This window comes from Priestia endophytica, from assembly GCF_026790145.1.
In the GTDB taxonomy this organism is placed as follows: Bacteria; Bacillota; Bacilli; order Bacillales; family Bacillaceae_H; genus Bacillus_I; species Bacillus_I endophytica_A.
In genome coordinates this window covers 80,195-99,087 of the sequence record NZ_JALAMS010000008.1, presented here as the reverse complement: position 1 = coordinate 99,087, position 18,893 = coordinate 80,195, and the positions used below count along the sequence as shown (strand labels likewise).

General features: G+C 38.5%; 15 protein-coding genes and 1 pseudogene. All 16 read left to right on the top strand.

The window, feature by feature from the left end; all coding sequences use genetic code 11:
- The 16 genes and pseudogenes from MOC86_RS07620 to MOC86_RS07545 all read left to right on the top strand — a co-directional run bounded on the left by MOC86_RS07620 (window position 1) and on the right by MOC86_RS07545 (window position 18,843).
- The gene (locus MOC86_RS07620; RefSeq protein WP_268583584.1) at window positions 1–861 is read left to right on the top strand and encodes a MinD/ParA family protein; all 861 of its coding nucleotides are present in this window, start codon (window positions 1–3) and stop codon (window positions 859–861) included.
- Window positions 862–914: 53 nt separating this feature from the next.
- Window positions 915–2,810, top strand: a complete 1,896-nt coding sequence (locus tag MOC86_RS07615) for a chemotaxis protein CheA (protein WP_268583583.1) — start codon at window positions 915–917, stop codon at window positions 2,808–2,810.
- Window positions 2,807–3,208 (top strand): chemotaxis protein CheW, encoded by a 402-nt coding sequence (locus tag MOC86_RS07610; protein ID WP_268583582.1) that lies wholly within the window; start codon window positions 2,807–2,809, stop codon window positions 3,206–3,208. Before MOC86_RS07615 ends, MOC86_RS07610 begins: the two co-directional genes overlap by 4 nt.
- A gap of 166 nt (window positions 3,209–3,374) precedes the next feature.
- A pseudogene (locus tag MOC86_RS07605) lies at window positions 3,375–3,830 on the top strand (chemotaxis protein CheD).
- A gap of 111 nt (window positions 3,831–3,941) precedes the next feature.
- Window positions 3,942–4,709 (top strand): FliA/WhiG family RNA polymerase sigma factor, encoded by a 768-nt coding sequence (locus MOC86_RS07600; RefSeq protein WP_268583581.1) that lies wholly within the window; start codon window positions 3,942–3,944, stop codon window positions 4,707–4,709.
- Window positions 4,710–4,763: 54 nt separating this feature from the next.
- Complete coding sequence (locus MOC86_RS07595) at window positions 4,764–5,249, top strand: hypothetical protein (protein ID WP_268583579.1); 486 nt, start codon at window positions 4,764–4,766, stop codon at window positions 5,247–5,249.
- A 148-nt stretch (window positions 5,250–5,397) separates the two neighbouring features.
- Window positions 5,398–6,117: a 30S ribosomal protein S2 gene (gene rpsB, locus MOC86_RS07590; protein ID WP_019391841.1), complete on the top strand. Its 720-nt coding sequence runs from the start codon at window positions 5,398–5,400 to the stop codon at window positions 6,115–6,117.
- An 88-nt stretch (window positions 6,118–6,205) separates the two neighbouring features.
- The gene (tsf, locus tag MOC86_RS07585) at window positions 6,206–7,087 is read left to right on the top strand and encodes a translation elongation factor Ts (protein ID WP_268583577.1); all 882 of its coding nucleotides are present in this window, start codon (window positions 6,206–6,208) and stop codon (window positions 7,085–7,087) included.
- Between the two features lie 112 nt (window positions 7,088–7,199).
- Window positions 7,200–7,925: a UMP kinase gene (gene pyrH, locus MOC86_RS07580; protein WP_061801697.1), complete on the top strand. Its 726-nt coding sequence runs from the start codon at window positions 7,200–7,202 to the stop codon at window positions 7,923–7,925.
- On the top strand, window positions 7,925–8,482 hold the full coding sequence (gene frr, locus MOC86_RS07575; protein WP_061801696.1) for a ribosome recycling factor: 558 nt from the start codon (window positions 7,925–7,927) through the stop codon (window positions 8,480–8,482). The genes pyrH and frr overlap by 1 nt, the downstream gene beginning before the upstream one ends.
- 237 nt (window positions 8,483–8,719) lie before the next feature.
- On the top strand, window positions 8,720–9,430 hold the full coding sequence (locus MOC86_RS07570) for an isoprenyl transferase (protein WP_419146613.1): 711 nt from the start codon (window positions 8,720–8,722) through the stop codon (window positions 9,428–9,430).
- Window positions 9,427–10,209, top strand: coding sequence for a phosphatidate cytidylyltransferase (locus MOC86_RS07565; RefSeq protein WP_268583574.1), 783 nt, complete (start codon window positions 9,427–9,429; stop codon window positions 10,207–10,209). Before MOC86_RS07570 ends, MOC86_RS07565 begins: the two co-directional genes overlap by 4 nt.
- An 18-nt stretch (window positions 10,210–10,227) precedes the next feature.
- On the top strand, window positions 10,228–11,370 hold the full coding sequence (dxr, locus tag MOC86_RS07560; protein ID WP_268583573.1) for a 1-deoxy-D-xylulose-5-phosphate reductoisomerase: 1,143 nt from the start codon (window positions 10,228–10,230) through the stop codon (window positions 11,368–11,370).
- A gap of 15 nt (window positions 11,371–11,385) precedes the next feature.
- Window positions 11,386–12,651, top strand: coding sequence for an RIP metalloprotease RseP (rseP, locus tag MOC86_RS07555; RefSeq protein WP_019391848.1), 1,266 nt, complete (start codon window positions 11,386–11,388; stop codon window positions 12,649–12,651).
- 84 nt (window positions 12,652–12,735) lie between these two features.
- Window positions 12,736–14,433, top strand: a complete 1,698-nt coding sequence (locus MOC86_RS07550; protein ID WP_268583572.1) for a proline--tRNA ligase — start codon at window positions 12,736–12,738, stop codon at window positions 14,431–14,433.
- A gap of 96 nt (window positions 14,434–14,529) precedes the next feature.
- Window positions 14,530–18,843: a PolC-type DNA polymerase III gene (locus MOC86_RS07545; RefSeq protein WP_268583571.1), complete on the top strand. Its 4,314-nt coding sequence runs from the start codon at window positions 14,530–14,532 to the stop codon at window positions 18,841–18,843.
- The last annotated feature ends 50 nt before the right edge of the window (window positions 18,844–18,893 follow it).

Here is an 18,893-nt window from a genome sequence, read left to right as displayed (position 1 = left end):
ATGAAAGATCAGGCAGAACGTCTTAGACTAAAAATGCAAGGAATCAAAAAAACGAAAGCATTAGCTGTATTAAGTGGAAAAGGAGGAGTAGGGAAATCTCATTTTTCCATTAACTTTGCTCTTTCTCTTCATAAATTTGGCTATAAAGTGCTTTTGTTTGATATGGATGTTGGGATGGGTAATGTAGAAATTTTAATGGGAATATCAACAGAGTATACAATTGCAGATGTTCTACATGGAAATGTATCAGTACAAGAGGCTGTGTCAAAAAGTAGCTATGGCATTGATATCCTTTCAGGAGGAACAGGATTAAATACGCTTGTTGAAATGGATGAGGGAGACATAACTCATTTACTTGCGCAATTTGACGACTCTTTTGTGCAATATGATTATGTTATTTTTGACATGGGAGCAGGAATGTCAAAGAGCGTTTTATCCTTCTTAAAGGCAGCTGACGAAATTGTTGTGCTCATAACGCCAGAGCCAACATCATTAATGGATGGATATGCTTCTGTGAAGTTTATGATGATGGAGTCCCTAGAAGGTCCTTATAATGTTGTAATAAACAAGACTTCTTCCTTACGAGAAGGGGAGGTTGTTTTTGGACGAATAAATAAAGTGACTGAAAAATTTTTAAACGGTCAACTGAGCTATTTAGGGCGAATTCCGACCGATTCTGCAGTCACAAAAGCAGCGATGAAACAAGTACCATTTTCTATTCTCTATCCAAATGGAAAAGTGACAAAAGCAGTGGAAGAGCTTGCAGCATCTTTTGTAAACCCTGCTTCTACAAAGTCTTTAAAAGGTGGGTTTCTAGCTCGGTTAAAACATCAGTTTCTTGAAAAAAGAGAAAGATTATAAAAAATACGTTTCTCGAAGTAGTTTGTAATTTAGAAAGTATTGAGGTGGACAGCATGGAGATGAATCAATATTTGGATATTTTTATTGATGAAAGTAAACAGCATCTTCAAAATATGTATGATTATCTTCTAAAAGTAGAGAACGGTACGCGAGAAGACGGAGTTGTGCACGAAATTTTTAGATCTGCTCATACGCTAAAGGGAATGGCGGCAACAATGGGCTATGAACATGTAACAGAGCTTACGCACGGATTAGAAAATATTCTCGATGAACTTAGAAATGAAAAGATAGATTGGTCTAATGATCTCATAGATTTAATGTTTCAAGCGGTAGAAGAGCTTAGCGAATCCATAGATAAGATTATGAAAGGGGAAGGAGCCCCATTATTTAAAACAGATACGCTAACAGAACTTCATGAATTTCTATTGTACCCATCTCTTTCTAAAGAAGGAGAAGAAAAGTCTCCCTCGTCTCTTTCTATAGATGTTGATAGTATAATAAAAATCCAGCTTGCTGAAGATTGCTTATTAAAGGGAGCGCGTGCTTATATGGTGCTTCAGAAGATCGAAGAGTATGCTACTGTTATTAAAACTTCTCCAAGCTTTGAAGAGATTAAAGAAGGTAATTTCACAGAAGATTTTATAATTCATATAAGATCAGAGGAGCCCTTTTCACTCATTCAAAAAGAAGTAATGCACATGACCGATGTGAAAAACGTTGAGCTTCATATAAGAGAGAACAAAAAAGAAGATGTAGTCTCTTCTGATCACACGGCAGCTTCTGAAACCGTTCGAGTGAAGCTTGATGATTTGAATGTGCTTATGAATTTAGTAGAAGAGCTTGTGATTGATAGAACGCGTATTCAGCAAATGATTCAGCCTTTTTCTGATCATGATCTTGACGACACAGTTAAACACCTTTTTCGATTAACAAATGATTTGCAGCAAGTTGTCATTAACATGCGAATGGTTCCCATTGAAACTGTGTTTAAACGTTTTCCACCAATGGTTCGAAACTTAGCTAGAACGCTTGGAAAGAAAATTCGCGTGAAATTGACAGGACAAGAGACAACGCTTGATCGAACAATTGTTGAGAAAATTGGAGATCCGCTCGTTCATCTTATTCGAAATTCTATAGATCACGGCATTGAGCAGCCAGAACAAAGAAGAGAAAATGGAAAAGAATTAGAAGGAACAATAGAGCTTAGCGCCCGATATAAAGGAAGCCGTATTCTAATCGAGATTAAAGATGATGGAAGTGGAATAAACCGCCAGAGTGTATTAGCTAAGGCTATTAGTAAAAACATTGTTTCGAATCAAAAAGCAAACTCAATGCTTGATGAGGATGTTTACCAACTTTTATTTACACCAGGCTTTTCTACAGCAGATGAAGTTTCCGATTTATCAGGCCGTGGTGTTGGGCTTGATGTAGTACGAAACAGTATTGAAGCATTAGGTGGAACAACAAGTGTTACTTCTAACAGTGGACAAGGAACAGTGTTTTCAATTGATATTCCTGCTACGCTCTCTATCGTGTGCGCGATGCTCATTAAAATGAAAGAAGATATTTGTGCTGTTCCTATTTCATCAATTGCAGAAACGTTTTTTATTGAAAAAGAAGAGATTTTACATATTGGAGAAGAACATGCTATCCATTTTCGGAATAAAGTGATCCCGCTTTTTTTCTTAAATGAGCTTTTTGAATATAATGAGGCACAAAAGGAACGTCTTCATCACTATGTTGTTATTCTAGAAAAAGGAGAAAAATACGTAGCTCTTGTTGTAGACGGGTTTCTTCATCAACAAGAGATTGTTGTCAAACCACTTAGTTCTTATTTAAAACATGTTAGTTTTGTTTCCGGAGCTACGATTTTGGGAGATGGCAAGGTAGCGCTCATTCTAAATCACAATGAGCTTTTTAAGGACAGAGTAAAGGGGATAGATGGATGAAAATGCTTCAATTTAACGTAGGAAACAATGCTTATCTCTTGCCAGTTTCTCATATTCGTTCCATTGAAAAAATGCATACTATCACACACGTTCCACGAACATTGCCCTACATTAAAGGAGTAACAAACTTAAGAGGAGTTGTTACACCACTTATCGATCTTCGCCTAAGGTTTGGAATGAAAGAAAAAAAATATGATAGTGCAACACGGATTGTTGTCGTAAAAGGTGAAGAAGGAGAAGTTGGGCTTATTGTAGATGAAGCTGTTGATATTTTAGATCTTGATGAACAAGGAATAGCTTCTCCTGATGATGGAAGTTCCTACTATGTGAATGGAGCTGTAAAAAGGGAAGACCAGTTTTTATTAGCTCTTGATATTAATAAAGTTTTAGAACAGTAGATTTTAAATGAGGTAGAATGCATTGCAGTCTTTCCCTTATTGAAAAAGAAGAACAGGAAGCATATGATGAAAAAGGTAGAAAGTTTGATTTGAAATTTTTCTCTTACAAGGAGCATTTCAAGTGAGAAATAATCGAAAAGACGCGGTAAAGGTAGGCATTGCGGAAATGGGATTTGTCCGTGCACCATCCTGTATTTATACCGTTGGCCTTGGCTCTTGTGTAGGGGTCGTCATTTATGATCAAAAAGAAAAGATGGCTGCTATGGCACACGTGATGCTACCTTATGCAGAAAAAAGCGGAGGTAGAAATTTTAATAGAGCGAAATATGCTGATACAGCTGTGTATGCTTTGTGCGAAACACTGTTACAAAACGGTGGAAAGTTAGGAAATTTCCGAGCAAAAATTGCAGGTGGTGCCCAAATGTTTCAACATTACTCAACAGAGCATGATATGAGGATTGGACCAAGAAATATTGAGGCTCTTAAACGATTCTTACAAGAAGCCAATGTTCCTCTCCTTTCGAAGGACGCTGGGTGACGAAGTGGAAGAACAATTAAATTTGATCCTGTAAGCGAAGTTCTTTTCATTCGAAGCGCCAACACAAATGTTAGAGAAATATAAATCTATGAGCGATGAACATTAAATTTTTGAAGCGGTAGTTTAGCATAACAGAATTCATTTAAAAATATAAGGTATTGAATTAAAGCTGTTTGCATGACGAGGAGGAGTCGAATGGCACAACCATCTCTAGAAGAACAATATTGGCTAAAATGGACACATTCACGAGACCCTCATGCCGGAAACATGTTGGTTCGTAAATATATGTCGCTCGTCCATTACCATGTTCAACGCATTTTAATTGGTATTCCAAAAAGTGTGAGTAAAGAGGATTTGTTCAGCCTTGGCCTTACAGGGTTGTATGATGCACTTGAAAAATTTGATTATAAACGCGATTTGAAATTTGATACATATGCATCATTCCGCGTGCGTGGTGCTATTATAGATGGATTAAGAAAAGAAGATTGGCTTTCAAGAGGAGCGAGAGAACGAGCTAAAAAGATTGAATCAAAAATTGAAGAGCTTGAGCAAGAATATTTACGAACGGTCGCCCCTAAAGAGATAGCAGCAAGTCTAGATGTAACAGAAGAAGAAGTGTTGCAAACAATGAATGAAGGTTTTTTCGCTAATATATTATCAATGGATGAATATATGAAAGAATCTGAAGACAAAGAACAACAAACATATTCTATTCGTGATGATAAAGCAGTTCTTCCTGAAGAAGAGCTTTTGAAAGAAGAAATGTATGAAAATCTTGCTAAAGTTATTGAAAACTTAAACGAAAAAGAACAACTTGTTGTGTCTCTTTTTTATAAAGAAGATTTAACATTTACAGAGATTGGCCATGTGATGTCTTTATCAACGTCGCGCATTTCTCAAATTCATTCAAAAGCATTATATAAAATGCGTCACATGCTTACAAAGATAATGGAGCAGGCCTAAAGAAGATGAGCTCTTAATGCTCGTCTTTTTCTATGAAAAGGAAGGAGGAGAAAAATGGCGTTCTTTATTGTGATTTCTCTCATTTTACACGTCATATCATTCTTTTGTATTACGCTTCTTTATATGAAAAGAGGTGAAATGAAGAGAATAGAGCAAGAACAAAAACGCTCGGCAAAAGAACTCGAAGAAACAATGGCTGCTTATTTACTTGAGCTTCAAGAAGAGCATCATAATCTCATTGAGAGTTTAAAAAAGTCGAGAGAAAATAATACAAAAAAACCAAACCGCACAGAATTTAATGCGGTTAGCAAACCTGAAGATCTCTCTGATCTTCTTCCAGCTTTTCAAATGCAAGAAGACACTGTTGAAATATATCTTTCAAAACTAAAGATAGACGAGCTGGAAGGGGAGCAGTTGCGGAAAACAGTTTATTTTTTACATGATAAAGGTTTAACAAGTGAAGAAATTGCCAAACATCTACATAGAGGGGATGTGGAAATTCGCCTATTCTTACAATTTCGACAAGAAAATAGAATTTGAACTTGCTTGTGAATAGTGAATGTGCTATATTTATTTCTGGTGTTAATACACACGCTTAAAGATTTAGATAACGGTGCTGGCTCAACGTCAGTTTTATCTAAAGATGACTTAAGCGGAGGAACCCAAAAACCGTTAGGAGGAAAAATTAATGTCAGTAATTTCAATGAAACAATTACTTGAAGCAGGTGTTCACTTCGGTCACCAAACTCGCCGTTGGAACCCAAAAATGAAGAAATACATTTTCACAGAGCGTAACGGGATCTATATCATCGATCTTCAAAAAACTGTGAAAAAAGTTGACGAAGCATTCCACTTCGTTAAAGACGTAGCAGCAGAAGGTGGAAAAATCCTTTTCGTTGGTACTAAAAAACAAGCACAAGATTCTGTTAAAGAAGAAGCAGCACGTGCTGGTATGTACTTCGTTAACCAACGTTGGTTAGGTGGTACTTTAACAAACTTCCAAACAATCCAAAAACGCGTTAAGCGTCTTAAAGACATCGAGCGTATGGCAGAAGACGGAACTTTCGAAGTTCTTCCTAAGAAAGAAGTTGTAGGCTTACGTAAAGAGCTTGAGCGTCTTGAAAAATTCCTAGGCGGAATCAAAGACATGAAGCAACTTCCAGATGCACTATTCATCATCGACCCTCGTAAAGAGCGTATCGCAGTGGCTGAAGCAAGAAAATTAAATATTCCGATCGTTGGTATCGTAGATACAAACTGTGATCCAGACGAAATCGACTATGTTATCCCTGCAAACGATGATGCAATCCGCGCTGTTAAACTTCTAACTTCTAAAATGGCTGATGCTGTTCTTGAAGCTAAACAAGGTGAAGAAGCAGCAACTGAAACTGAAACAACAACTGCTTAATGAAGGAAAGGTGATAAAGGGGTAGCCTTTTATCACCTTTTTTTACAGATGATTACTTGATACATACCAAAACTAAGGAGGCAATATTATGGCGATTACAGCACAAATGGTAAAAGAACTACGTGAAAAAACAGGCGCAGGTATGATGGACTGCAAAAAAGCACTAACTCAAACTGAAGGGGATATGGAAAAAGCAATTGATTTCCTTCGTGAAAAAGGGATCGCAAAAGCTGCTAAAAAAGCTGACCGTATCGCTGCTGAAGGTCTAACACAAATCGAGGTTCAAGGTAATGAAGCTGTTATTATCGAAGTGAACTCTGAAACTGACTTTGTTGCGAAAAACGAAGGTTTCCAAAACCTTACTAAAGAAATTAGTACACACCTTTTAGCTGCTAAACCAGCTAGTCTTGAAGAAGCATTAGAAAGCAAAATGGAGAACGGTGAAACTCTTCAAGGGCATATCAACAATGCTATTGCTAAAATTGGTGAAAAACTTTCTCTTCGTCGTTTCGCTCTTAAAACAAAAGGCGACAATGATGCATTTGGTGCTTACCTTCATATGGGTGGACGCATTGGTGTATTAACAGTTCTTGAAGGAACTACTGACGAAGCTGTTGCAAAAGACGTTGCTATGCACATCGCTGCAATCAACCCTAAATACATCTCTCGTGACGCTGTTTCTGAAGAAGAAGTAGCTCGTGAGCGTGAAGTATTAACTCAACAAGCTCTTAACGAAGGTAAACCAGAAAAAATCGTTGCAAAAATGGTTGAAGGCCGTCTTGGCAAATACTTTGAAGAAATTTGCTTGCTAGATCAAGCATTTGTTAAAGATTCTGATCAAAAAGTAGGTAAATTCGTTTCTTCTAAAGGTGCTACTGTTGCAGACTTCACTCGTTATGAAGTTGGCGAAGGTATGGAAAAACGTGAAGAAAACTTCGCTGAAGAAGTAATGAACCAAGTTAAAAAATAAGACCATTATATTCTTTATAAATGGGCAAATTATAAAGCAAAGAAGGGGGAACACGTTGTGTTCCCCTTTCCTAAAAAATGATATCGTACACTTGGGACGATGGAGGTTTAATATGAGTAGTGCAAAATATAATCGAATTGTATTAAAGCTGAGCGGTGAAGCATTAGCAGGATCACAAGGATTTGGAATCAAACCTGAAATCATCAAGTCTGTTGCTGCTCAAGTAAAAGAAATTTACGATTTAGGTGTTGAAATTGCCATTGTTGTTGGCGGTGGGAACATCTGGCGTGGTAAAATTGGTAGTGAGATGGGGATGGACCGTGCAAATGCAGACTACATGGGAATGCTTGCAACGGTAATGAATTCTCTTTCATTACAAGATAGCTTAGAGAATCTTGGAGTACAAACACGCGTGCAAACGTCAATTGAAATGCGCCAAGTAGCTGAACCGTACATAAGACGAAAAGCGATTCGCCATCTTGAAAAGAAACGCGTTGTCATTTTTGCTGCAGGCACAGGGAATCCGTACTTCTCAACAGATACAACGGCTGCTCTGCGTGCTGCAGAAATTGAAGCAGACGTTATTTTAATGGCTAAAAATAACGTAGACGGAGTATATAGCGCAGACCCAACTTTAGTACCTGATGCTGTAAAATACGAAACACTTTCTTATATTGAAGTGCTTCAACAAGGTTTAGCAGTCATGGATTCTACAGCTTCTTCACTATGTATGGATAACGATATTCCACTTATCGTATTCTCTGTTATGGAAGAAGGCAACATTAAACGTGTTGTTGTAGGAGAGAACATTGGAACAATTGTAAGGGGGAAAGAATAATGCCAAAAACAGTATTAAATGAAACAAAAGAAAGAATGGAAAAAGCGACAGGAGCTTTAACAAGAGAATTAGCAACAGTTCGTGCTGGACGTGCTAATCCATCTCTACTTGATAAAGTGATGATTGAATATTATGGTGTCCAAACACCATTAAACCAGCTTGCAACAATCAGTGTACCTGAAGCTCGTATGCTTGTTATCCAACCATATGACAAAACACAGCTTGCTGAAATTGAAAAAGCAATCATGAAAGCAGACCTTGGTCTTACTCCATCAAATGACGGCACAATCATCCGTATTACAATTCCTGCTTTAACAGAAGAGCGTCGTCGTGAACTTGTAAAACTTGTGAAGAAATACAGCGAGGATAGCAAGGTAGCCGTACGTAATATTCGTCGTGACGGAAACGAAGATCTTAAAAAGCTTGAGAAAAATGGAGAGATTACAGAGGATGATCTCCGTAGCTACACAGAAGACATTCAAAAGCTTACAGACTCGTACATCGAAAAAGTGGATGGTATTGCAAAAGATAAAGAAAAAGAAATTATGGAAGTATAATCTTTTTCACTGTAAAATATATTGTAAAAGACCCTCTATTGTTTACAGGGGGTTTTTTTGTTAATAATGGTAGTATGAAAAATATAAAAGGGGACCGAGCCTTTTTATACAAAAATTACAGAAAAAAAGATGATGTTTGCATAACGGGGGACTTTTGACATGATAAAGAAATTTCAACAGCTTTTAAAGGAGCAAAAGTCAAATACAGGTACGTATGAACAGCGTAAGAAACAAGTGATGAAAGGATCTATTCCAGAGCATGTAGCCATCATCATGGACGGAAACGGACGCTGGGCTCAGAAACGAGCCATGCCGCGCATTATGGGTCACCATGAAGGAATGAAAGTTGTGCGGAAAATTACTCGTGCTGCCAATGAGTTAAATGTTAAAGTATTAACTCTCTACGCATTTTCAACAGAAAATTGGAAAAGGCCAAAAATGGAAGTTGAATTTCTTATGAAGCTTCCAGAAGAGTTTTTAAACACATTTTTACCAGAGCTGATTGAAGAAAATGTCCAAGTAAGGGTGATGGGAAACAAAGAAAGACTTCCAGCCCATACGTTCAATGCCGTAAACAATGCAATCGAAAGAACGAAGGAAAATACGGGCCTTATTTTAAACTTTGCGTTAAACTATGGATCCCGTGATGAGCTTGTTTATGCGGTGAATAAACTGATGGAAGAAGCTGATCCAAACAAGGCTGTAACAGAAGCTGATATCCAGAAGCATTTGATGAGCGGAGACCTTAAAGACCCTGATTTGCTTATTCGCACAAGCGGGGAAATTCGCTTAAGTAATTTTATGCTATGGCAGCTTGCTTATGCTGAATTTTGGTTTACAGATGTTCTATGGCCTGACTTTAGAGGAGAACATTTTCTGTCAGCTTTAGAGGATTACCAAAATAGAGGACGCCGTTTCGGTGGCGTGAAGGATGTTGATAAAAAATGAGGCAACGAATCATTACAGGAGTCATTGCAGCCGCTATCTTTGTACCCCTTGTCTTAGTTGGCGGGTTGCCTTTTACACTGCTTGTTTATTTGTTAGCAACGGTTGGAGTTTTTGAATTATTAAAAATGCGAAAAATTTCTCTCCTATCTTTCCCAACGTTTATGAGTGTCTTACTTATTTGGACGTTTTTGCTTTCAGAGGCAAACGGGTCGCTTGCTAATACGATATTTAATCATAAAGTAGAAGTTGTTTTGCTCGCTGTTTTATTGCTGCTGACGTATACTGTATTAATTAAAAACCGTTTTACATTCGATGATGCTGGTTTTGTTATTTTAGCAACCATCTATATTGGAATGGGTTTTTATTATTTTATTGCGATTCGCGAAGAACAGCTTTCTTACGTATTTCTTGCTCTTTTTGTAACATGGGCAAGTGATTCTGGAGCATATTTTATTGGGAAAAGTATGGGGAAACGAAAACTATGGCCTGACATTAGTCCAAATAAGACAATTGAAGGCTCAGTTGGAGGAATTGTTTGTGGAGTAATTGTAGCGCTTCTTTTTGCGTTTTTATCGCCGCTTACAGAGTCCCCTCTTCATCTTATGGTGATCGGTCTTGTTCTTTCTATATTTGGACAAGTTGGAGATCTTGTAGAGTCAGCGTTTAAACGCCACTATGGTGTGAAAGATTCAGGCAATATTTTACCTGGACACGGGGGAGTGCTTGACCGAACAGACAGCTGGCTGTTTGTTTTCCCTATTCTTTACTTTTTAATATAATTGAACGGGGTGACATACGTGAAGAAAATTGCCTTACTAGGTGCAACAGGTTCAATTGGAACACAAACGCTAGATGTCATTCGAACGCATCGTGACGAATTCTCACTCGTTTCCATGTCAGTAGGACAAAATATTGATAAAGCACGAGAAATTGTAGCAGAATTTCAGCCTAGGATTTTATCAGTTTCAAAAAAAGAAGACTATGAGGTATTAAAAGACGAGTTTCTCAATATTACTATTGTATATGGAGAAGAAGGTTTGATAGAAGTTGCTACATGTTCTGAAGCAGATGTTGTTGTTACGGCTGTAATGGGGAGCGTTGGTCTCTTTCCAACAATAGAAGCTATTAGAGCGCGTAAAACCATTGCCCTTGCAAATAAGGAAACGCTTGTAACAGCAGGTCACCTTGTTATGAAGGAAGCTCAGGAATATGGAGTAAGCATCCTTCCAGTTGATAGTGAACATTCTGCTATTTATCAATGTTTGCAAGGCGAGAATATGAAAGAGATTAACCGTCTCATTATTACGGCTTCTGGAGGAAGTTTTCGAGACAAAACAAGACAAGAGCTAGAAGGAGTAACCGTTGAGGAAGCCTTAAACCATCCAAACTGGTCAATGGGCGCAAAGATTACCATTGATTCAGCAACAATGATGAACAAAGGGTTAGAAGTTATTGAAGCACATTGGCTTTTTAACATGCCATATGAGAAAATAGATGTGCTTCTCCATAAACAAAGTATCATTCATTCTATGGTTGAGTTTCATGACCGTAGCGTGATGGCTCAGCTTGGAACACCTGATATGCGCGTACCTATTCAATACGCTCTTACATATCCAAATCGGATGGTGCTTCCTTCTACGCCTCTTAACCTCGCTGAGATTGGTACATTGAATTTTGCTAAAATGGATTTCGAACGTTATCGCTGTCTTTCTTTTGCTTTTGAAGCAGGGAAAACAGGAGGTACAATGCCAACTGTATTGAATGCAGCAAATGAACAAGCCGTTGCGTTATTCCTTGAAGGGAAAATTTCCTTCCTGCAAATTGAAGATGTGATTGAGAAGGCATTAAACTGGCATACTGTCCAGCAAAATCCTTGTCTTCAGACAATAAAAGAAGTAGATTTAGAAACAAGGTCTTACGTATTGTCTTTAATTTCTTAAAGGAGGTAATAGCTTTTGCCGACACCTATAGCGTTTGTACTCATTTTTGGGTTACTAGTTTTTGTTCACGAGCTAGGGCATCTTATTTTTGCAAAACGTGCTGGCATTCTTTGCCGCGAATTTGCCATTGGCTTCGGTCCAAAAGTTTTTTCATTCACGAAGAATGAAACTGTATATACAATTCGTCTCTTGCCACTTGGTGGGTTTGTCCGCATGGCTGGAGAAGATCCAGAAATGATTGAAGTAAAACCAGGTCAAATGATTGGACTAAAGTTCAATGATAAAGACGAGGTTAATAAAATCATTATTAACAATAAAGACGAGCATCCAGATGCAACGGTCGTTGAAGTTGAACGTATCGACTTAGAACATAAAATGTTTGTAGAAGGATATGAAGCTTCTTCAGAAGAAGGTCGTCTTGAGCGCTTTACCGTTAGTGATACATCGTTTTTCGTTAATGACGGAGAAGAAGTACAAATTGCCCCGTACAAGCGTCAGTTTGGTTCAAAAACGCTTGGACAGCGTGCAATGGCAATTTTTGCTGGTCCAATGATGAACTTTGTGCTTGCTTTCTTCCTTTTTGCGATTATCGGCGTTTTTCAAGGCTACACGGTAGATAAACCAATTATGGGAGAAATCACATCAGATGGAGCTGCCCAAGAAGCAGGCTTACAAGAAGGTGACGTTGTAAAAGCAATTGACGGGGAAAGTGTATCGTCGTGGACAGATGTTGTAAGTAAAGTCGTAAAACATCCTGGGGAAGAAGTAACGTTTGATGTGGAACGTAATGGGCAGGCCGAAGAAATTAACGTTACGCCAAAAAGCGAAAAACGAGGCGAGGAAACAGTAGGGGTTATTGGTGTTTATCAGCCTGTTGAAAAATCCTTTTTCGGTGCGATTGCCAACGGAGTAACTGAAACGCTAACATGGACGAAAGAAATCGTTCTAACACTTGGAAAACTAGTGACAGGACAGTTCTCAATTGATATGCTTTCAGGACCAGTTGGAATTTATGTTTCAACAGAACAAGTCGCACAGTCAGGATTCTACTACTTGATGAAATGGGCTGCTGCACTGAGCATTAACCTTGGAATTGTGAACCTTTTACCGCTGCCAGCTCTTGATGGAGGACGTCTTCTGTTCTTCTTAGTTGAAGCGTTAAGAGGAAAACCAATTGATCGCCAAAAAGAAGGTATTGTCCACTTTATTGGATTTGCGCTTCTGATGCTCCTTATGCTTGTTGTCACATGGAACGATATTCAACGCTTTTTTGTACAATAAGATAAAAAGCGGCGTTTCCTTTTTGAACAAAAAGGACGCCGCTTCTCATATTTTTAATTGATTATGGATAAAGGTGGAGAAACCATGAAACAAAGTGCAATGTTTATCCCAACGCTGCGTGAAGTGCCAGCAGATGCTGAAATTAGAAGTCACCAGCTTTTAATTCGTGCAGGATTTATGAGACAAAATGCAAGCGGTATTTACAGCATTTTACCTCTTGGTAAGCGCGTGCTTGCAAAAGTAGAAAAAATTGTTCGTGAAGAAATGGACAGAGCAGGTTCATCAGAAATGCTAATGCCAACGCTTCAGCTTGCTGAACTTTGGCAAGAATCAGGACGCTGGAGTTCTTACGGTCCTGAACTTATGCGCTTTAACGATCGTCACGGTCGTGAGTTTGCTCTAGGACCAACACATGAAGAAGTTGTGACAAGCCTGCTTCGCGATGAGGTGAAATCATACAAAAAACTTCCGTTAAATGTGTATCAAATTCAAACAAAATTCCGCGATGAGAAGCGTCCACGCTTTGGACTTTTACGAGGCCGTGAATTTATTATGAAAGATGCTTACTCATTTCATGCAACAACAGAAAGCTTAGATAAAACATACGAAGACATGTTTGAAGGATATCGTCGCATCTTTTCACGCTGTGGCCTAGACTTCCGTGCCGTAATCGCAGACTCTGGAGCAATGGGTGGTAAAGATACGCATGAATTCATGGTGTTATCAGACATTGGTGAAGATACAATTGCCTACTCAGACAAATCCGAATTTGCGGCAAACATCGAAATGGCTCCAGTTGTTGCTAATTATGAAAAAAGTTCAGAAAGTGCTGTCGAACTTGAAAAAGTAGCAACACCAGACAGCAAAACAATTGAAGATGTATCAAAAGCATTGAACATTGAAAAAGAAAAATGCATTAAATCTCTTCTTTTTAAAGTTGATGACGAGTATGTGCTTGTATTGGCACGTGGCGATCACGAAATCAACGACATTAAAGTGAAAAACTATCTTGAAGCAAAAGACATTATGCTCGCTCCTGCAAACGAAGTAAAAGATATCATTCAATGTGAAGTTGGTTCAGTTGGACCAATCAATGTGAAGAATGTAAAAGTAATTGCGGACAATGCTGTTGAGTATATTGTTAACGGAGTATGTGGTGCTAATGAAGACGGCTTCCATTTTACAGGTGTGAACCCAGGCCGCGATTTCCAAGCAGACTATGTAGACCTTCGCTTTATTCAAGAAGGAGATGTTTCTCCAGATGGAGAAGGAATCATTCAATTTGCTCGTGGAATTGAAGTTGGTCACGTCTTTAAACTTGGAACACGTTATAGTGAAGCAATGAACGGTACGTTCCTTGATGAAAATGGACGAGCACAGCCAATGATTATGGGATGCTATGGTATCGGAGTTTCTCGTACAATGGCAGCTATTGCAGAACAGTATAATGATGAAAATGGTTTAGTATGGCCAAAACAAGTTGCTCCATATGATGTTCATGTTATTGCAGTTAACGTGAAAAAAGAAGAGCAAACAGAAGTGGCTTCAGCTCTTTATAACACACTTCAAGATCAAGGTTATGAAGTTCTGTATGATGATCGTGCAGAGAGAGCTGGCGTAAAATTCGCTGACTCTGATCTTATTGGTCTACCAATCCGCGTTACAGTTGGTAAACAAGCTGGCGAAGGTATTGTTGAAGTGAAAGTACGTAAAACAGGTGAATCTTTTGAAGCAAAAGTAGAGGAGATTCCAGGGCTTATTGAAAAACTTCTTGAACAATAAGAATTTTTAAAGAAAGAAAAGGAAGGTGCCTTTTGAAGAAAAGGTGCCTTTCTTTATGCTAAAATAGAAATCGAATAAAAATAACGGAGGGGAAAAATGAGCGAAGAAGCAGTGATAAAACAGCGTGAACGCTTTTCCATTCTTCTTCAGCAGCTTGAGCTTACGGATGATATGATTGTCCGTTATTTTGAGGGCGGAGAGCTTGAAAAAGTTACAGTTCACAAAGAACAAAAGCGCTGGCACTTTCAGTTTGTGCTTAATCGTGTTTTACCATTTAACATATATAATGAACTATTAATGAGAATGAACAAACAGTTTTCACATATTGCGACAACTTCTTTTACAATCAAAGCGAAAAATGAAGAATATGAAGAGGAAGAAGTGAAAAATTATTGGAACCACTGTTTAAGTGAGCTTCAAGGAATTTCACCTATGTTTCTTTCTCTATTAAATGAACAGCATCCAAAAGTACAAGGACGTAAGCTTTGTCTTCACGGACGAAATGTTGCTGAAGCAGCAGCATTAAAACGAAAATACGGAGAGCTTTTGTCAGCTCAGTATACAACTTACGGTTTTCCTGCTTTTCAAATTGAGACAGATGTTGTCGAAGCGAAGAAAGAATATGATGAATTCGTTGAAAAGAAAAAGCAAGAAGATGAACAAAAGGCTCTTGCAGCTTTAACTGAAATGAAGGCAAAAGCAGAACAGCGCGATAGTGAAGCAGGAGCTGTTTCAGGTCCGCTTACGCTCGGTTACACAATTAAAGACGATCCTGTTTCAATTAGCCAAATTATTGATGAAGAGAAACGCATTACAATTCAAGGGTATGTGTTTCATGCTGAAACAAAAGAGCTGCGCAGTGGCCGTACGCTTCTTACTTTCAAGATCACAGACTATACAGATTCGATTCTTGTGAAGATGTTCTCGCGTGATAAAGAAGATGTACCAATGTTCCAGTCTCTTAAAAAAGGCATGTGGCTAAAAGTGCGTGGGAGCGTGCAGAATGATACGTTTGTACGCGACCTTGTTATGATTGGAAACGACGTAAATGAAATTCCTGCTAGGGAACGTCAAGATACAGCAGGGGAAGATGAAAAGCGCGTTGAGCTTCATCTTCATACGTCAATGAGCCAAATGGATGCTGTAACATCTGTTAGCTCACTTGTGCAACAAGCAGCAAAATGGGGTCATAAAGCAATCGCTGTAACAGATCATGCTGTTGCTCAATCATTTCCAGAAGCATATGGAGCAGCAAAGAAAAATGGCTTGAAAATGATTTACGGGGTTGAAGTGAATCTTGTAGACGATGGTGTGCCAATTGCCTATAATCCGCAAAAACGAGATTTAGCTTCTGAAACATATATTGTTTTTGACGTTGAAACAACAGGACTTTCAGCAACATACGATAAAATCATTGAGCTTGCAGCCGTTAAAATGCGTGAAGGTGAAATCATTGATAAGTTTGAGCGTTTTGCAAATCCACACCATCCTCTTTCAGCAACAACGATTGAATTAACGGGAATTACCGATGATATGGTTGAAAATGCCCCAGAGATAGAAGATGTATTAAAAGATTTTCATGAATGGATTGGCGATGATATCCTTGTTGCACATAACGCAAGCTTTGATATGGGCTTCTTAAATATGGGATTTGGTCGAATTGGACTTGGTAAAGCACAAAATCCTGTAATAGATACGCTTGAACTTGCCCGTTTGCTTTACCCGACAATGAAGAATCATCGTTTAAATACGCTTGCGAAAAAGTTTGACGTTGAGCTCGTTCAGCACCATAGAGCAATCTATGATGCCGAAGCAACAGGATATATTCTTGTAAGACTTTTAAAAGAAGCAATTGAAAAAGAAATAATATCACATCATCAGCTTAACGATTATATGGGGCAAGGAAATGCTTATCAAAGAGCACGTCCATATCATGCGGTGTTATTAGCGCAAAATGCCACAGGATTAAAAAACCTATTTAAGCTCGTGTCCATTGCACACTTAGAGTATTTTTACCGCGTGCCGCGTATTCCGCGCTCAAAATTGGAGAAATATCGAGAAGGTATACTCGTAGGAACTGCCTGTGATAAAGGTGAAGTTTTTGAGGCAATGATGCAAAAATCCGCAGAAGAAGTGGAAAAAGCAGCAGAGTTTTATGATTATATTGAAGTGCAGCCGCCAAGCAACTACAAGCACTTAATTGAGCTTGATTTGGTTCATACAGAAAAAGCGCTGCTTGAGATTATTTCAAATATCGTGAAAATTGGTGAAAAAGTTGGCAAAACAGTTGTGGCAACAGGAAACGTTCACTATCTAAATCCAGAAGACAAAATTTATCGTAAAATTTTAATCAGCTCTCAAGGTGGAGCAAATCCGTTAAATCGTCATGAGCTTCCTGATGTGCATTTCCGCTCTACAAACGAAATGCTTGACTGCTTTTCTTTCCTTGGTGAAGAAAAGGCGAAAGAAATTGTAGTCACAAACACCCAAAAAGTGGCCGATTTAATTGAAGAAGTCAAACCAATTAAAGACGACTTATATACACCAAAAATTGAAGGTGCCGAAGATGAGATGAAAAAAATGAGTTATGACAGAGCTCGTTCCATCTACGGAGAAGACCTTCCAGAAATTGTGGAAGCTCGTCTTGAAAAAGAATTAAAAAGTATTATTGGTCACGGATTCGCCGTAATTTATCTTATCTCACATAAGCTTGTTAAAAAATCGTTGAACGATGGATATCTTGTAGGTTCTCGTGGATCTGTTGGCTCATCTTTTGTTGCAACGATGACTGAAATTACCGAAGTAAATCCACTGCCACCGCACTACGTTTGTCCACAGTGTCAAACGTCTGAGTTCTTTGATGACGGATCTGTTGGATCTGGGTTTGATTTACCTGATAAAGACTGTCCAAAATGTAATATTCCGTATACAAAAGACGGCCATGATATTCCGTTTGAAACCTTCCTTGGATTTAAAGGAGATAAGGTTCCTGATATCGATTTGAACTTCTCAGGAGAATACCAGCCAAAAGCCCATAACTATACAAAAGAGCTTTTCGGTGAAGATTACGTATATAGAGCAGGAACGATTGGTACAGTTGCTGAAAAAACGGCATATGGATATGTAAAAGGTTATGCAGGAGATCATGATATCCACTATAGAGGAGCTGAGGTTGATCGCCTTGTTGCGGGTTGTACGGGCGTAAAACGAACAACAGGTCAGCATCCAGGGGGAATTATTGTTGTTCCAGATTATATGGATATTTACGATTTCTCGCCAGTTCAATTTCCGGCAGACGATCGAAATTCAGAATGGAAAACAACTCACTTTGACTTCCATTCTATTCACGATAACGTGTTAAAGCTTGATATTCTCGGACACGATGATCCAACTGCTATTCGTATGCTTCAAGATTTAAGCGGAATTGATCCAAAAACAATTCCAACGGATGATCCTGAAGTCATGAAAATCTTTAGCGGTACAGAATCGCTCGGTGTAACGTCAGAACAAATTATGTGTAAAACAGGAACGCTCGGCATTCCTGAGTTTGGGACAAGATTCGTTCGTCAAATGCTTGAAGATACAAAGCCAACCACTTTCTCTGAACTCGTCCAAATCTCGGGGCTTTCACACGGAACGGACGTATGGCTTGGAAATGCACAAGAGCTTATTCATAATAACGTATGTACGCTAAGTGAAGTAATTGGATGTCGTGATGATATTATGGTATATCTCATTTATCAAGGACTAGATCCATCGCTTGCATTCAAAATTATGGAGTTTGTACGTAAAGGAAAAGGTCTTCAAGATGAGTGGGAAGAAGAAATGGCGAAAAATGGCGTACCTGACTGGTATGTTGATTCATGTAAAAAAATTAAGTACATGTTCCCGAAAGCCCATGCAGCTGCATACGTTCTAATGGCTGTTCGTATTGCGTATTTCAAAGTGCATCATCCTATTCTTTATTACGCAACATACTTTACTGTTCGTGCTGATGACTTTGATATTGATACGATGATTAAGGGATCTGCAGCAATCAAAGCAAAAATTGAAGAAATTTTAGCTAAAGGACTTGAAGCATCACCAAAAGAGAAAAACTTACTAACGGTGTTAGAAATTTCACTTGAGATGTGTGAACGTGGCTTCTCTTTCCAAAAAGTCGATCTTTATCGATCAAGCGCCTCAGAGTTCGTTATTGACGGTACGTCGCTTATTCCACCGTTCAACTCGATTCCGGGTCTTGGTACAAATGCTGCACTTAATATCGTAAAAGCACGCGAAGATGGAGAATTCTTGTCAAAAGAAGATCTTCAGCAAAGAGGTCGTGTATCTAAAACAATTCTTGAGTATTTAGACAACCACGGCTGCTTAGAATCACTGCCAGACCAAAACCAGCTTTCACTGTTTTAAGTTGTGATTAGTGGGTTTGCAACAAAATTATGGTTATGGTATAGTAGGTA

Bases quoted from the DNA above. Each gene is read 5' to 3' on its own strand.
- MOC86_RS07620 (WP_268583584.1), top strand. From the start codon at position 1: ATGAAAGATCAGGCAGAACGTCTTAGACTAAAAATGCAAGGAATCAAA.
- MOC86_RS07615 (WP_268583583.1), top strand. From the start codon at position 915: ATGGAGATGAATCAATATTTGGATATTTTTATTGATGAAAGTAAACAG.
- MOC86_RS07610 (WP_268583582.1), top strand. From the start codon at position 2,807: ATGAAAATGCTTCAATTTAACGTAGGAAACAATGCTTATCTCTTGCCA.
- MOC86_RS07600 (WP_268583581.1), top strand. From the start codon at position 3,942: ATGGCACAACCATCTCTAGAAGAACAATATTGGCTAAAATGGACACAT.
- MOC86_RS07595 (WP_268583579.1), top strand. From the start codon at position 4,764: ATGGCGTTCTTTATTGTGATTTCTCTCATTTTACACGTCATATCATTC.
- rpsB (WP_019391841.1), top strand. From the start codon at position 5,398: ATGTCAGTAATTTCAATGAAACAATTACTTGAAGCAGGTGTTCACTTC.
- tsf (WP_268583577.1), top strand. From the start codon at position 6,206: ATGGCGATTACAGCACAAATGGTAAAAGAACTACGTGAAAAAACAGGC.
- pyrH (WP_061801697.1), top strand. From the start codon at position 7,200: ATGAGTAGTGCAAAATATAATCGAATTGTATTAAAGCTGAGCGGTGAA.
- frr (WP_061801696.1), top strand. From the start codon at position 7,925: ATGCCAAAAACAGTATTAAATGAAACAAAAGAAAGAATGGAAAAAGCG.
- MOC86_RS07570 (WP_419146613.1), top strand. From the start codon at position 8,720: ATGAAAGGATCTATTCCAGAGCATGTAGCCATCATCATGGACGGAAAC.
- MOC86_RS07565 (WP_268583574.1), top strand. From the start codon at position 9,427: ATGAGGCAACGAATCATTACAGGAGTCATTGCAGCCGCTATCTTTGTA.
- MOC86_RS07550 (WP_268583572.1), top strand. From the start codon at position 12,736: ATGAAACAAAGTGCAATGTTTATCCCAACGCTGCGTGAAGTGCCAGCA.
- MOC86_RS07545 (WP_268583571.1), top strand. From the start codon at position 14,530: ATGAGCGAAGAAGCAGTGATAAAACAGCGTGAACGCTTTTCCATTCTT.